At 46.1% G+C, this 14666-nt stretch carries 13 protein-coding genes; 1 reads left to right on the top strand and 12 read right to left on the bottom strand.

Annotated elements, in window-relative coordinates; all coding sequences use genetic code 11:
* Positions 1 to 188: 188 nt before the first annotated feature.
* Both BLQ32_RS11025 and BLQ32_RS11020 read right to left on the bottom strand, forming a co-directional pair.
* Positions 189 to 1751, bottom strand: coding sequence for an acyl-CoA carboxylase subunit beta (locus BLQ32_RS11025; protein WP_425312156.1), 1563 nt, complete (start codon positions 1749 to 1751; stop codon positions 189 to 191).
* Positions 1752 to 1758: 7 nt separating this feature from the next.
* On the bottom strand, positions 1759 to 3423 hold the full coding sequence (locus BLQ32_RS11020; RefSeq protein ID WP_074510349.1) for a class I adenylate-forming enzyme family protein: 1665 nt from the start codon (positions 3421 to 3423) through the stop codon (positions 1759 to 1761).
* Positions 3424 to 3809: 386 nt separating this feature from the next.
* On the opposite strand from BLQ32_RS11020, the gene BLQ32_RS11015 reads away from it, so the two are divergent.
* The gene (locus BLQ32_RS11015) at positions 3810 to 4571 is read left to right on the top strand and encodes an SGNH/GDSL hydrolase family protein (RefSeq protein ID WP_074510348.1); all 762 of its coding nucleotides are present in this window, start codon (positions 3810 to 3812) and stop codon (positions 4569 to 4571) included.
* Between the two features lie 168 nt (positions 4572 to 4739).
* Here the strand turns inward: BLQ32_RS11015 and BLQ32_RS11010 are convergent, their stop codons facing one another.
* The 10 genes from BLQ32_RS11010 to BLQ32_RS10970 form a co-directional block, all read right to left on the bottom strand.
* Positions 4740 to 4934, bottom strand: coding sequence for a hypothetical protein (locus BLQ32_RS11010; protein WP_074510347.1), 195 nt, complete (start codon positions 4932 to 4934; stop codon positions 4740 to 4742).
* Positions 4924 to 5079, bottom strand: a complete 156-nt coding sequence (locus tag BLQ32_RS19850; protein WP_157833099.1) for a hypothetical protein — start codon at positions 5077 to 5079, stop codon at positions 4924 to 4926. Before BLQ32_RS19850 ends, BLQ32_RS11010 begins: the two co-directional genes overlap by 11 nt.
* 135 nt (positions 5080 to 5214) lie before the next feature.
* Positions 5215 to 5571, bottom strand: coding sequence for a hypothetical protein (locus BLQ32_RS11005; RefSeq protein WP_036803528.1), 357 nt, complete (start codon positions 5569 to 5571; stop codon positions 5215 to 5217).
* Positions 5572 to 5627: 56 nt separating this feature from the next.
* Positions 5628 to 6029 carry a hypothetical protein gene (locus tag BLQ32_RS11000; RefSeq protein ID WP_074510434.1) on the bottom strand — a complete coding sequence of 134 codons (402 nt, stop codon included), beginning with the start codon at positions 6027 to 6029 and terminating at the stop codon, positions 5628 to 5630.
* A gap of 814 nt (positions 6030 to 6843) precedes the next feature.
* Positions 6844 to 7170, bottom strand: coding sequence for an IDEAL domain-containing protein (locus BLQ32_RS10995; protein WP_036803522.1), 327 nt, complete (start codon positions 7168 to 7170; stop codon positions 6844 to 6846).
* A gap of 278 nt (positions 7171 to 7448) precedes the next feature.
* Positions 7449 to 8954 (bottom strand): FAD-dependent tricarballylate dehydrogenase TcuA, encoded by a 1506-nt coding sequence (tcuA, locus tag BLQ32_RS10990; RefSeq protein WP_074510346.1) that lies wholly within the window; start codon positions 8952 to 8954, stop codon positions 7449 to 7451.
* Positions 8955 to 8972: 18 nt separating this feature from the next.
* Positions 8973 to 9824, bottom strand: coding sequence for an alpha/beta fold hydrolase (locus BLQ32_RS10985; RefSeq protein ID WP_074510345.1), 852 nt, complete (start codon positions 9822 to 9824; stop codon positions 8973 to 8975).
* A gap of 350 nt (positions 9825 to 10174) precedes the next feature.
* Positions 10175 to 11128, bottom strand: coding sequence for a VOC family protein (locus tag BLQ32_RS10980; RefSeq protein ID WP_074510344.1), 954 nt, complete (start codon positions 11126 to 11128; stop codon positions 10175 to 10177).
* Between the two features lie 48 nt (positions 11129 to 11176).
* Positions 11177 to 12379 (bottom strand): acyl-CoA dehydrogenase family protein, encoded by a 1203-nt coding sequence (locus BLQ32_RS10975; RefSeq protein ID WP_074510343.1) that lies wholly within the window; start codon positions 12377 to 12379, stop codon positions 11177 to 11179.
* A 345-nt stretch (positions 12380 to 12724) separates the two neighbouring features.
* Positions 12725 to 14557: a V4R domain-containing protein gene (locus BLQ32_RS10970; RefSeq protein WP_175557107.1), complete on the bottom strand. Its 1833-nt coding sequence runs from the start codon at positions 14555 to 14557 to the stop codon at positions 12725 to 12727.
* Positions 14558 to 14666 lie beyond the last annotated feature (109 nt).

Raw genomic sequence — 14666 nt, 5'->3', positions numbered from 1 at the left:
TGCTGGTACTCGCTTCATTTTAACATCAACTATTAGTATTAGGTACTAATTTGTATAGTTAATTTTATTATACTAACAATAATAATATTGTTTTTTGATTGAAAAGCTGATTATAAGGGTCTTTTAACGCAAAAAACTACCTGGAATAGCGATTTCCAAGAAGTTTTTTGCTTTCTGCAGTTTTCCGTTTAAAACCCGGTCGGCCAGTTTGCCAGGCGGCGTTCACTTTTGCCGCCGTTGGCCGCACATGAAAATTCCAGCGTTCGGCATATAAACTTGCGGGTATCACGCGGATCAATGACGTCGTCCAGCAAATGCTTGCCGGCCGCGTTATAAGGCGAACTGTCAAAAGCCCAGCCTTCCAGCAAAGTTTGCCGTTCTTTCTGCGGGTCTTCCGCTTGCTGCAGCTGGCGGCCATATACTACATTCACGCCGACTTCCGGCCCGGTGAAGTTGATTTCCGCGGTCGGCCAAGCAACAACAAAGTCCGCTCCCATTCCCGGCCCGCACATATTGCCATAAGCCGCGCCGATGCTTTTGCGGATTACGACCGATATTTTCGGGACCGTCGACTGGGCAAGCGCCTGGTTCCACACCATAATTTTTGTCGGCATTTTTTCTTTTTCCGCTTCCATTGAAACCCGGAAACCCGGCGTGTCGTGCAGGAAAATAAGCGGAATGTGGAAAGAGTCGCATAAGCAAATAAAGTCGGTTGCTTTTTCGCATTCTTTCGGCCCTGCTGCGCCGGCATATTTTTTCGGCTGGTTGGCGATAATCCCGACGGCGCGTCCCCCCATATGTGCGAATGCAGCCAGCAGCGCTTCGCCGTATGCGGCTTTGTACTCGAAATATTCCCCGTCGTCGACAATTTCGGCAAGAATTCGATGCATATCATAGACTTGGTTGCGCCGATCCGGCAGGATATCGAGCACATTTTTCAACAATCGCTCCGGACTGTCGCTTGTTTCTTTAATTGGCGGCAATTCATGCGCATTTTGCGGCATAAAACGGAAAAAGGCTTTCATCTGTTCGATGCATTCTTGATCGGTGTTGCCGAAAGCATCCGCTTGACCAGTATTTTTGGCATGGACGGTCCAGCCCCCGAGTTCTTCCGGTGAAATCTTTTGCCCGGTTGCCATTTCCAAAATGCGCGGCCCGGCAACGGCCATCGTACTGCCTTTCACTTGCGCCACAAAGTCAGAAGACACGGCAGTCCAAGTCGGTCCGCCATAGCTGTCGCCCAGGATAGCCGTAATTTGCGGAATTTCGCGCCGGTTTAACAGCATCTCTGGCGGAAACAATTTGTCGCTGATGCCGTCAGAGCCCATTCCGTCCGGCATCCGCAATCCTCCGCCTTCGTTCAAATTGAACATGGGCAGTCCGCGCTTTTGTGCGTAATGGTGAAGGTCTTTCGACTTTTTCAGATGCACCGCCCCTTCAGTCCCAGCAAAAACGGTCTTATCACCCGCCTGAACGACTACTGGGCGGCCTTCCACTTTTGCGAGTCCCCCGATCAACCCATCGCCGTTCCCAAAAGAACTTCCCCCTGAAAGGCCAGAACCGTTTAAAGCACCCAGTTCGAGGAAAGTTCCTTCATCCACCAGCAGTTCAATGCGCTCACGTGCCGAAAGTTTTCCTTCTTCCTGAAGGCGCCGGAGTTTTTCACTGCCGCCGCCTTGTTCTGCGATTTTCCTGCGCTGTTCAAAGTCTTCCATCAGCCGTGCATTTTCACCCATCACTTGTTTATCCATGACAGCGTCATCCTTCCTGATCCTCTTTTAAGAGCCTGCGCAAAATTTTGCCTGAACTGGTAGCCGGCAATTGGCCGAGAAAAACGATTTCACGCGGAGTTTTATAAGCGCTCATATAGCCTTTTGCCCACTCCATCATTTCCTGTTCAGAAATTGTCCCCTTTAAATCCGGCTTCAACACAATAAAAGCTTTGACGCTTTCGCCGCGCACCGCATCCGGAATGCCGATCACGGCGCTTTGCAGCACAGTCGGATGATGATTCAAAAGCGCTTCAACGTCTTCAGGGAACACGCTGTAGCCGGAGCTTTTGATCATTTCTTTGGTGCGCCCGAGAAAATACAAATAGCCTTCGTCGTCCAGTTTTCCGACGTCCCCCGTATGGACCCAGCCATTTCGGAGTGTTTCCGCTGTGGCGTCCGGGCGGTTATAGTAGCCCATAAAGACGCCTGGATTTTTGACGAGGATTTCTCCTTGCTGCCCCGCCTCCATTACTTCTTCCGTCACCGGGTCAATGATACGGATCTCCGTCTCATAAGTCGCGATGCCGCAGCTCCCATACTTGATCCGGTCTTTCGGCATGAACGTGTCGCACGTATGCGTCTCACTCAGCCCGTAAGCCGCTTCAAACAATGAACAGCCGCCTGTCATCCCGCTCCAGCGCTGCGCAAGTTCTTCCGTTACGGCGATGCCGAAGCTCGTGGCCATATTCGTTTTTAGAGAACTCCAATCTCTTTTTTCGATTTCCGGAATGGCAAGAATTGCGGCATTCATCGGCGCGATGCTGTACCAGGAAGTAATTCGGTGTTGTTCAATCGCGTCCACTGCTGTCTGCGGAATAAACCGAGTCAGCAAGACGCATTCACAACCGGTGTATACCGGCATATTGACGCCCATGACCATACCCGCAATATGGCAAAGCGGCGCCACCGCCAGCATCCGTTCATCTTTTGCAATGCCGTATGCCTCTACCGTGGCCGCTGTTTTGAACAGCGCATTGCCAAAAGACAAAAGTGCGGCTTTTGGCCGTCCGGTCGTTCCGGAAGTAAACACCATCAAGGCGGCATCATTGTCCAAATCGATTTCCGCATCTTTTTCCAGCAAATCGGCCCCGTTTAAAATCTCAGCCAGATCAAACGGATCTCCGTGCCGTTTTTTGGGCACGCTGAATTCAGGCGGCAACGCCAAAACGGGTTCAGCCGGCAGAAAGTCGCTGTAATTGGTCGTGACCACAAACCGGAGATCCGGCGTCTGCCCTTCGCTGTTTTCCAGGTTCTCTAGCAGCTCTTCTCCAGCGACAATTGCCGAAATGCCGCCTTCTTGAATCAAAAAAGACAGTTCCGCTTCTTTATACATCGGATTTAAAGGCGCCACAATTCCGCCGATTCGCTGCGCCGCGTAATGGGCGATGATATACTGCGGACAATTTTGCATATACAGTCCGACCCGGTCGCCTTTTTCTATGCCTTGTGTCCGAAGAAACTGCGCAAACCGATCAACATGGCGGTCAAGCTGCCTCCAGGTAATCTGTGCTCCATAATAATGGTAGGCAGTTTGATCTGGCATGTTTTTCGCGTGTTGTTTAAGGTACTGATGAAGCGGCTCCTTCCCCAAGCGGTAATCGATCTGTACCGGAAGCGACTCCGGCCAGTACTTCTTTAAAATTTCTGCCATGCCTGTTTCCCCCTTTAGTTGATTAACATCAAATAATACTAACCAGTCAGTATTGTCTGAATATTAATTCTATAGTAGCGTTGCTTGAACAAGATTGCAAGAATGCAATGGCTTTTAAAGCAGGCAGCTCCAGTTATTTAAATCCTCCTCTACGAATCAGTTCAGGTTGACTATGTAAAGAGGAGTTTTACTGATCTTCAGCAGGATTCCAATACCGGCAATCGCTAATTAAACAGGATGTTGCCAATCGAGCCGGGCTGCATGCAAAAAAAACTCAAAGATTTCCCTATCTAAGAAAAACAGATAAATTATCTTACATTTACAGACAATTCAGTCTTTTTAGTTTATAATAAGTTTGAAAATTTTTAAAAGAAAGGAGGTGCCTTATGAACAAGTTATTTAAAGTGATCGTAGCGGTCCTGCTGGCATTGTCGCTTGGCACGCCAACCGCTTTTGCCCACCAGGACCATGGACACGGACATGGCAAGGATTCTCTGGTTGCTTTAGGAGACTCTATTCCGTTTGGCTACAACCTTACAACGAATAACAGCAGCCCGGCCAAAAATGCTTTTCCTGGCCTGATTGCCGACGAAGCCGATTTGCGGGTACGCAATCTGGGCATGCCGGGATGGCAGACAACCGATTTGCTGACAGCCTTGGAAACCAATCAAAAATTCCGCCAAGCTGTCCGGCACGCTGACTACGTGACAGTCAATATCGGAAGCAACGATTTTCTCGAAATTTTAAGAGCAGCCAATGCGGAAAGCGGCGGAAATCAGCAGAAGTTCCAGGAACTGCTCGCTTTCAAATTGGCGAACAGTGATGTTTTCGACAACATCGCTACGATTCTGGAAGAAATACGTTCCCGGACAGATGCACCCATTGTTCTCTACAATATTTACAATCCGTTCCAGGTAAACGATCCGTTGCATCGAGTTTCCGACCTGTTCCTGCCGCAGATCAATGCCAAGTTTGCAGGGCTGTCGGAAGCGTATGACGATGTCCAATTGGCGGACGCTTACAGCGCTTTTGGCAACAACCAGGCGAAATACGTATTCCCGCGCGACATCCATCCGACCGCTGCCGGCCATAAAGTGCTTGCTGCTATCGGCATAGAAGCATTCTGCTTTGACTTTGTTCATAACTAAACCTTAAAAGCTGCATTCCCTTTCTCGAGGAAATGCAGCTTTTTGATTCCCCGGTTTTCAGCGCTGCAGAATTGGAGAACGCTTTTTCAACAGACAATATAAAAAGAGGCGCTCAAAGTTCGAGCAGCCTCTTGAAAATGTTCAGCTATTTTAAATTCAGATAAAAAATTAGACCCTTTTGCTTTTCACAAACTTTTCAACGTCGATTAAATTATCATACCAGAGCGGATTCCCTGTACTGTCTTTTGTTTTTTCCTGCGCCAGTAACTTTCCTTCGGCCAATATCGTTGCAGATTGTTGCGCCGTGGCGGAAGAACAAGAGGGTTTTTCTTTAATGCCCTTTATGTACAGGTCATTTTTCATGTCTTTCAGTCTGTGGCGCTGTATTATGCCCATGGGCTTTTCCTGACTTATATTGAAGATAGCCGTTGATAAACTCTTTGTACAGTTCCAAGTACGTCTTTTTCGTATTTTCCATTCTTGTCGCTTCTTTTAGCATTGTATTCATCTGATTCATCCTCCTTGGGTTTGTTCAATATATTGAGTAACCTTAGTACCGAAAAAAATGATAAGTGCTTAAGCCTTAAATGAAAAAACGGCTGCCGCTGCAAAATGCTTTACGGGAACATCTGCTTCCAAAAACTTAAGTTATGAAATCTTCCCGGGTGAAATGCCGCGAGTAAGGGCTCACATAAAAAAGTTCTTTAGGACAGCTTTTCGACATTTGGTAGAGATGGTAAAAGACGTTTTGCGGAATTTCATACCGCTGCATGCAATTTGGCATGGCTTTTTCTTTTGGGGAGGCGCGATCCAATGGAACTTCGTCAATCTTCACCCAAACCGTCTCGACTTTCGGCTTTTCTTCTCTGCCCAGAAAGATTTCTCTTGTCAGGCGGGCAAAAAAAGTAATGACGGCTGAATCGTTTTCGATATGAACGTCTTTGGATCTGAGAAAAAAATAGCTAACCGATTTTTGATGCCTTCGCTTCATCTGTTCCATTTAGTTTTTCCTCCTTGCCGCAATCCATTCGCGTCCATTGAAAAAATTACTCTTCTTTATTGGCCAAGTGTACACAGCGTCTCTGAAAGCCGTGCAGCAAAGATTTCCGGGGCTTCCTGAGACATTAAGCGCACACAATACATGCCGCGCTCCAATGAAATTTTCTGTGAAAAGTTAGTCGGCATTAAAATCGGGTTTCCGATCAGCGATGCCGTGAATAATGGCAGTTCTTCCGGAAGAAGAAATACTTCCGCTTCATTGGCAGCGATTTCACATCCGGCCGATTGGACCCTGACGGTCAAATCCAGTGACCAGCAGACATGCACGTTAGAACTTTTCTGTTCTTTCACAATCCGCTTCTTTTTAAAAACTAACCCCTCAGGGCGAAGTTCCGCTTCTGCCTCGAGCAATTCTCCGACTTTCTTGGCAATTGCGACTAGAGAATTCATTTCTAACATCCAGATCAACCCTTCCATTCTTAGTTCCACAATCTATCTTTGCCTCCACTTATAAATAGCATAATGCATAACAGGTTGTATAATTAACCACAGGCTAAACGATTCAATAAATAAATGATAATTCCAAAAATTAAATCAACAATTATTTGCTATTCAACCTAAATTCATAAACTATTTGCTTAAATTTAACTGTTATTTAATAATCAGTTAAGGTTTTTCGATACCTTAAGACTATATTACCCCACAAAATATGTAAAGGGCTTTAGAATATTCTTTTAATTCTGATACTTAGAATGCTTTTCTTGTATAACTTTCACTCATATAAAAGTCCTATGAATGGCAATTCATTAATTAAAGTTTACAATCTTTTTTTATAAATATGCATAACTATCTATAAAAAATTCAATGCGATGAGCAGAAGATATTTCTGCGGCCTGCACTTTAAACAATTGTTTAAGGTAAAATGCTTAATTTGTAATACTTTTAATGGAAAAATTCTTTTGCTTTTTTAAGTTAATAACAGTTAAATAAGGATGTTCTTTGGCTGCTCCTATTTTAAGCTCTATGCATTTTCTCTTTTCAGCCATTTGCCATAAGATGCAATTCGGCAGAGCAGTTAAGTTTTCGTGAAATATAAAATGGACGGTATTAATTTCCGTGTTTTTTTAGAAATAGAACATTCAATCAGCCGATGAACCCGTTTTCCCTGCCGTTTGACTGCCTGAATTTGAATGTCCATTAAACCGATTGCCTCAAAAAAAGCAGCGGCTCAATTAGAGTCCGCTGCTTTTTTAAAATGGATGCTGCTATTTATTTAATTGACCGATTGTTTCTTTCCATTCAGCTCTGCTGAAAGCTCATTGAACCATTCTTTATCCCCAGTCGATAAGGCTAAATCGATCAGAAACTCCAATTGGCCGGCATCTTTCGTTTCGTTGTCCGGTATGCTTTCAACTTGTGTAAGTGACATCGGGATGGTCTTGCCGATCAGTTCCTCATTATCGCTCTCGGCTACTACTACGTATACCGCTTCCTGAAAAATATTCATCGAATCGATGAACCCGATAATCAGTTCACCGTGGCGGGATATGCCTTTCACCCAGTCACTGTTTTTTAAAATCGTTTTGTGATCATTCATCATAGGTATACACCTTCTTCTTTGAATTCTCCAACTGGCTCCACTTTGCTCTGTAAGCATTGGATAATGCTGCTTACTAACTAAAAGTCTACGCGCATAGTGGAGCGATATCAATTTATATGCCTCGGCTTCGAGATAAGTCATTTGAGCGCATATTTTGTCTCGCCTAAAAAGGAGTTAGTATATCTGATACCCTTCCCGCAAAAGACAAAACGTTTTCCGGAATCTCACAGGTGAGAATTCCAGAAAACGTTTGTAAACATACATATTATAGAAGAAACTTAAACTTTCTCGGTCAGCTCCGACTTCACATAGTGTGCTGCCTGTTCCCCGGCAATTTTTCCAAATACGGCCCCTGCCATCAAGCCGGCGCCGCCTGGGTAATTGTCATAGAACAGGCCGCCAGCCGCTTCCCCAGCCGCATACAGGCCATTAATCTTCTGATACATCGTGTTTTGGACTTCGGCCTGTTCGTTGATTTTCAATCCGCCAAACGTGAATGTGATGCCGCAAGTTACAGCGTACGCTTCAAAAGGAGCGGTATCGATGCGGTTCGCCCAATTTGTTTTGGGTACATCAATCCCTTTAGTGCCTCTTCCGTCTTTTTCATTTGGATTGAATGGTACGGCCTCATCAATCGCTGCATTGTAGCGGGCAATTTCTTTGAGGAATTGTTCTTTGTGGACGCCTTCCATTTTGTCCGCCAGTTCCTCCAAAGAATTCGCTTTTACTTTCGTTACTTGCTTGCCTTTGTACTCTTCGCGCAGCAAATGCGAGACTTTCCCGTCAAAAATTTGCCAAGCAAAATTATCCTTTTGCTCCAGGATCAACCGGCCGTATTTGGCATACGTGTAATTGCGGAAATCGGCGCCTTCATCCAGGAAACGCTGGCCGTCTGAATTGACCAAAATGCCAAACGGATAGCTGAGCCGCTGGAATCCTTCCTGGAAGTCCGGGAGGTAACGGTCACCGGTCACCGCATGCGCCATCGACCAGTTGCCGGCAGACAATGCGCCGATATCCAACGCCATTTGGATGCCTTCTCCGGTGTTGTAGCGGCTGCCGCGTGTATGGACCACATCCCATTTCGGCCCGAGGTATTTCGTGCGCATTTCGACATTGGCATGGAAACCGCCTGAAGCCATGACAACGGCTTTCGCCAGGATGGTTTTGCTGCGTCCTTTCTCTTTCACCTGGACGCCTCGGATTCCTTCGTCACCGTGCAGCAATTCAATTGCCATCGTGTCGTATAAAATCCGGACCCCTTGGCTGGATGCTTCGTTATGAAGCGCTTCGACCAATCCATGGCCGCCGCCGACTGATTCGAGAATCATGCCGCCCCAAAATTTGAAAATGCCATTGATTTTAAATGCTTGCCGCCCGTAAATCGGAATGAATTGAATATGGTGCTTCGTCAACCATTTCATCGTTTCGAAACTTTCTCCTGTTAAAATGGAAGCCAGCTCAGGATCGGTCTTGTAATTGGTCATGCGGCAAAGGTCTTCGTAATACTGTTCTTCGCTATAGCTTCCGAAATCCGTCATTTGGAGGTCTTCTTCTGTCAAATCCGGGATGATTGCCTGGATGTCCTGCGTTCCGTTATACGCAAAACGAATCGAACCATGGGTATACGTCGTATTGCCGCCTTTTTCTTTTTCAGGCGACTTTTCAAGAACGATAACACGCGCGCCTTGTTCCTGTGCCGCAAGAGCTGCACACATCGCCGCGTTGCCGGCTCCTACAATCACCACATCCGCTTCATATTGGTACTCCGTTGTCGACTCCATTTCGCCACTTCCCATTGCTTATATTTTCTTATTAAAGAAGGATTGGATTAGTTCATGGAAACTGTCTTTCTTCTCAAGCTGTGCCCAGTGTCCGCACTGGCCGAAAACATGCAGCTGCGCCTTTTTCAAATGCTGGGCCAAATAATAACTCGACTCGACTGAACATACTTTATCGTTCAGGCCGTGGACGAGCAGCACTTCGTTTTCGATGCGGTTCAGCGCCACAACCGGTACAGGTACAGCTGCTGTAGAGAAGATTGAATCGTTCGAACGGTGCACTTCCGGCTGCATCGCGGTTTCAAAGCGGACATCCAGAATGCTGTCGATGACCGGCTGCATCTCTTTTTCGTCATAGACAAACCAGCCCATAATCTGCTTTAATTTCTTTTTGGAAGGATTGTCGTAAAATCCTTTTGCCCGGGCCAGTTCAAAACTGAGTTTCGTATTCGGCGTGCCTCCAGGCCCCATCAGCACGACTTGATCAAAGCGTTCCGGGTACTCAAGCAGCAATTCCAGCGCAATCGAGCAGCCCAGCGAATTGCCGACGACATGCACTTTTCCAAGCTTCAAATGGTCCAGCAGTTCGATCGTCTGCCGAATCCATTGGTCCATCCACTCCTGGCGGTTTTTCAGCGGCACGTCCGGATGGCTGCTTTTCCCGAAACCGTACAAATCTGGTGCCAGGCATTGAAACTGTTCTCCCACTTCTTCGAGTGCCGGCCGCCAGTTGGCGAAAGCGGTCACTCCTGGACCGGAGCCGTGCAGGAACAGAATCGTTTGTTCGTTCTGTTCGCCGGAGCGGTTTAAGTATGTAGCAAAATTTTCTGTCTGGACGATTTCCTGAGTCACTGCATTTGTCAATAAAGCCATTATTTTTGCCCCTTTCTATCATCGATATTAATTAAACTATAGAATTATTCTTTTATATTCCGCTTCGGACGCTCTGGGCAGGACTCCCGCGATAAGACGAGTAGGACACTCGTCTTATCGCTCCGTCTCGCCCTTGGACGCGCCTTCGCTGGAGAAGCTCTCTTAAAAAGAGAGAATCATTTATATAATTTTTTTAATGATTATTTCTATTGATATGATGCTAAACTATGGAGAAAACCGACAGTTTGGAAATAGTTTTGCGGAATATCCGTTGCTATAAATTATTAGTTCATCTTATATAGTTTTATGAATTTGATTAATTGAACCACTACGACGCTACTCATATTTTTTTACAATGCCTCAATCGTCTCTTTGACAAGCTCTTTATTCGTAATGCTGTCTCCCCAGTAAGTATTGCCGAAAGCACGTTCACTTTCATGCCAATGAATCGGCTCCCAGTCCGGTTCGAAGATCAAATAGCTGCCTGTGAACAATTCCACGCGGCAGCCGCTGCCTGGATCTGTCACGTATAAATACAGGGCTTGGGAAATGGAATGCTTGCCCGGACCGACAAAATCAAAATTGTTTTCCCGCAGAATGTCCGCTGCACGCAGAATATCCTGTGAGTCGTCAAGCCAATAAGAGATATGGTGCAGACGCGCTTTTGTTGGCGTCTCAGGACGGGATACCAGTGCCACATCATGCACCAGCTGCGTTACGCTCATCCAGCCGGCCAGTACATCTCCAGCATCGTTCGCTAAGAACTCGCGCATTTTAAATCCGAGTATGTTCTCCATAAAGGAATAGGTGTCAGACGAGTCCGCTGAAGTGTGGAGATTGACATGATCCAACCGGCGGGGCGACACGCCTTTTGCCCAGGATTTATACGTCTGGTTTTTCAGCACAGACCTGCGGTGTTCATCCACCGGCGGACGCTCCACATCGTAGTAGAGCTGGAAAGTATGTCCGCTCGGCACTTGGAATGCAACGGAAGATCCAATGCCTGGAGTCGTCCAGGCTTCTACATCGTTAGCCGGAACGCCGTTAGCTTCAAGAAGTTCTTTAAATCCTTGGACGTCTTCTTTCTTCTTGGTCCGCCAGCCAATATGCTTAACATATCCGCGGTCGCCTTGTTCAATCGACAACGTATGATGCTGGAAATCTCCCCAGGCCCGCAAATAATGGACGCCGTCTTTTTGTTCGGTCTCTTCCAGTCCGATGACGTCTTTGAAAAATACGAGCGATTTTTCCAAATCAGCCGATACCAATGAAATATAGCCCAGTTTTGCAATTTCCGGTTTCACTGAAAAACCTCCTTTGACTTCATAGTTTTGTAAGCGCGTACATTTTTTTTAGTAGCGTACGGCGTTTGATTCGAGCCCGGACAATACCCGCCCATAGTTTTCAATGGTAATGATCGGCGACAGGGAACGGTGGGAATGCAAAACGAGAAAGTCGAGCAGAATTCGCTGCATCGGATGGCCGTTATAGGCAAAGCCTGAGCCGCTTGCTGACATCAGCAAATCCATCGCTTCTTTCAGCAATTGGTTGGCATAGCCGATATCCGCTAAGGTTTTTACGCGTTCATGGCGCCCCATGTATTCTTTTGCTTGGGCACTGGCATCCAAAGCATCGGCTACTTTATAGAAGAAAATCTCAGCCGTTTCAATTTTCAATTCCGCTTCCGCAATAATGGCATGGGTGCTGGCAGCATCCTTGACAAATTCAACGCCCATATGTGCGGCGCGGCGGTTCGGCAGGCCTTGCTTGAAAAATTCCATCGCTGAGCGAAGCATGCCGACGCCCGGCAGTCCAAGCGAAAGAATCAATGCCGGGAAAAGCGCGGTATGGTAAAGCGGAATGTCGCGCAAATGCGTGGATTCAAAATCGCCGTCAAGCGCTTTGACGAACGATGTACAGCGGTGGTCCGGAATAAAGACATTATGCATTTTCACGCTATTGCTTCCGGTTCCTTTCAATCCCATGACATTCCAGTCGTCCATGATTTCCATTTCGCTGAACGGAAGCGTCATCAGCACCTGATCGACCATTTTGCCTTCTTCGTTGATGATCGGCATGCCGAAATATCCCCACGTGGCGTGCTGGGATCCCGAACAGAACATCCAAAATCCTTCTTCGATCAAATAGCCGCCTTCCACTTTTTTGGCGATGCATTTGCGCGGCTCGTAAACCCCTGCAAACAGCACATCGTCTTCGTTTTGCCCGAAAATCTCTTCATGCGTTTTCTCGCTGAAGGATTCAGCCACCATCAATTCACGGATGGCGCATAAAGCCACAATCCAGCCCGTCGATCCGCAGCCTTTTGAAATTTCAACAATCGCTTCGCTGTAAGTGCGCATATTCTGTTCCTGGCCGCCATACTGCTTAGGGCGCAGCATTTTAAACAAGCCCAGCTCTTTCAATTCATTCATTGTCGCTTCAGGAATTCGGCCAAGTTCATCGGTTTCTTTTGCGCGTTCTCTTAAAGAAGGAATCAGCGATTTTGCCGCTGCAACTACGTCTACTTTGCTTTCCTCTTGGATTACAGGATTCATATTGGGTTCACTCCTCTGATTCTTTTTCTTGCTACCCTTAATTTAAAGAAATTTCAGAATCATTTAAAGATGAAAAACCATTCGATTTCCTCCCTTTTTCCAATAAAAATTGTTAGTTTTTATCGAAAGAATCGTCTTTTTCATTTCTTTTCCGTTAATTTTTTTCAATAAATGCCGCCCACCATTGCGTTAATTTAGAGATGGTTTCGTCTGATTCGGTTATAACTGAAATCAAAAACCAGTTTTCGGCATTTGTTACTGCCTGTTAAAAACAAAAAAAGCTATCCAAAAGTCCGGAAAAGACTCTTGAATAGCCCTATACATTCGGTTGCTTTTTAAAATGTTCTAGACGTCTATGTCGCCGAGGATTTTCAGTGCATCGAGCATCAACAGGAGCTCATACGCTGCCGCTGGATTGCGCAGTTCTTTGTTCAGCAATTTCTCGATGCGCGTGATGCGGTACATCAAGCCGCTCATCGACAGCGACAAATCGCTGATCGACTGCTGCAGATTGCCGCCGTTCATCAGGAACACATACAAAGTTTTCAGGAGTTCATCTCGTTTGTGGTCTTTCAGTTCCAAGATCGGTTCCAATTCTTTTCTGGCAATGCGCCGGATGGTCAGCATATTTTTGGAATTAATCAGCGAACCGATGATGCTGACTTCTTCGAAAGAAGCGATTTTCTCAGCCGTATTCAAGCGCAGCGCAACTCTTGATTCCTCCAGCCCTTCATCAATCGTCTCGATGCTGCCGTGCTGGCTGCTCATTCCGACTTGGAACGCGATGTGCCGATGTTCATGGCTTAAATGCTTAAGAATATTTTCCAGCATATAGTTGAGCCGGTCCACTTTCGGCAGCAGCATGACAATCGCCCCCTCGTATTCGGTGATGAGGATTTTATAGCTTTGCATTTCCAAATAGCGCGTAATCGACTGGATGATCTGGTCCAGCAGCTCCACTTTAGAGACATCCAGGTGTTCGGAAGTGCATTTCAAGCTGGCGATGAAAAAAGGTTCTTTTAAATCGATGCCCATATAATAGCCCCGGTAAACAATGCTCGGAATCGAAGTATATTGCTTTTGCAGCAATTGCTCAAAGAAATACGCCTTGATGTTTTCAACCGCTTCCAAACTGGTTTTCTCGTTCAAAAAGTAAAGTGCGGCCGATGTCGCAGCTCGTTGGATAAACATGGTATCATTTTCAGCTTCTGCCTCTTTGTCCAGATAAAAGAATGTGATATAGCCAATCGGCTTTTTCTGGACAATGATCGGCGACACGAGGCGTTTATGGGCTTTCCCTTGAATGACAAAGGTCTTGTCATAAGATGAATAAAGGATTTTTCCGCTTTTGGTTTTGTTGATGGAGTTATAAAAGTCTTCACTAAAAGTCTTGTACTGGATTTCGTCAATCCCCCGGTAAACGCGCGGATGGAAATTCAAATCCTCAATCGAAACGGGAATGTTCAAGGTATCGTAGATGGTGCTGATCATTTCTTCTATCGAATCTCCATCCGACAGCCTTGTTGTGAGTGTATTATGGAAGGTAGAAGCCTTCTCAATGAAATCTTTCTGTTCCAGCAGCTGCTCATACGTGAAATTGAGCTCATCGATAAAGCGGCTTTCCTGATACAGCTGGATTTCTTTCTGCATGTCGGCATCGTCCCAATCTTCCTCGGGCCTCATTTCAAACGTACAGGAAGCGTCTCCTTTTCCTCTGCATTCGATTTCCCGAAGGAAAACGCGGCGGCCGGTAATTGTCGAAGTGAAACCGCTTCCAAAACCGGTTAAGGTATGGCATACCGGGCAATTGGAAATGCCGTGATTTTTTACGTGTTCAGCCACTTCAAAGGAATCCAGCCATTCTCCTTTTGCTGAAATTCTTGTCACTTCCCCGTTCTCATCCACAATCACTTCGCGATTGGATACCAAACCCGATATTTGCCCCGTTTCGTAATGCAGCGCTCCGGCTTTTTCCAGCATTTCTTCTGTTGTCCCACCGACTTTCAAGACATCGATGGCATGGGCTTTCCCAAGATTCCATCCATATTTGAGCAAAAACGACTTGGCCCGCTGAACTCCCAGGTTTTCAATCAGCTCTTTTCTTAACAACCCGAAAGTTGCAGAAGTCGTCGAGATTTTTTTATCTTCCATTTGATCGAACGTTTCCAGTTTTCTCATGAAAATCCCCCTTGTGGCCATCAATATCTATGAATAAACGAACTCCAGAACTTTTATCCCATTCCCTTGCGCAAAACATAATAAATTTATGCTTATATGGATTATACAA

The sequence above is a fragment of the Planococcus glaciei genome (assembly GCF_900099655.1).
GTDB lineage: Bacteria > Bacillota > Bacilli > Bacillales_A > Planococcaceae > Planococcus > Planococcus glaciei.
Note: the sequence above shows the minus strand (reverse complement) of the source record. Positions and strands in the feature narration are given on the sequence as shown.

What these genes read in the sequence shown, in the direction of transcription:
- BLQ32_RS11025 (WP_425312156.1), bottom strand. Translation starts at nt 1,751, where the DNA reads ATGGATAAACAAGTGATGGGTGAAAATGCACGGCTGATGGAAGACTTT.
- BLQ32_RS11020 (WP_074510349.1), bottom strand. Translation starts at nt 3,423, where the DNA reads ATGGCAGAAATTTTAAAGAAGTACTGGCCGGAGTCGCTTCCGGTACAG.
- BLQ32_RS11015 (WP_074510348.1), top strand. Translation starts at nt 3,810, where the DNA reads ATGAACAAGTTATTTAAAGTGATCGTAGCGGTCCTGCTGGCATTGTCG.
- BLQ32_RS11010 (WP_074510347.1), bottom strand. Translation starts at nt 4,934, where the DNA reads ATGAAAAATGACCTGTACATAAAGGGCATTAAAGAAAAACCCTCTTGT.
- BLQ32_RS19850 (WP_157833099.1), bottom strand. Translation starts at nt 5,079, where the DNA reads ATGAATACAATGCTAAAAGAAGCGACAAGAATGGAAAATACGAAAAAG.
- BLQ32_RS11005 (WP_036803528.1), bottom strand. Translation starts at nt 5,571, where the DNA reads ATGGAACAGATGAAGCGAAGGCATCAAAAATCGGTTAGCTATTTTTTT.
- BLQ32_RS11000 (WP_074510434.1), bottom strand. Translation starts at nt 6,029, where the DNA reads ATGTTAGAAATGAATTCTCTAGTCGCAATTGCCAAGAAAGTCGGAGAA.
- BLQ32_RS10995 (WP_036803522.1), bottom strand. Translation starts at nt 7,170, where the DNA reads ATGATGAATGATCACAAAACGATTTTAAAAAACAGTGACTGGGTGAAA.
- tcuA (WP_074510346.1), bottom strand. Translation starts at nt 8,954, where the DNA reads ATGGAGTCGACAACGGAGTACCAATATGAAGCGGATGTGGTGATTGTA.
- BLQ32_RS10985 (WP_074510345.1), bottom strand. Translation starts at nt 9,824, where the DNA reads ATGGCTTTATTGACAAATGCAGTGACTCAGGAAATCGTCCAGACAGAA.
- BLQ32_RS10975 (WP_074510343.1), bottom strand. Translation starts at nt 12,379, where the DNA reads ATGAATCCTGTAATCCAAGAGGAAAGCAAAGTAGACGTAGTTGCAGCG.
- BLQ32_RS10970 (WP_175557107.1), bottom strand. Translation starts at nt 14,557, where the DNA reads ATGAGAAAACTGGAAACGTTCGATCAAATGGAAGATAAAAAAATCTCG.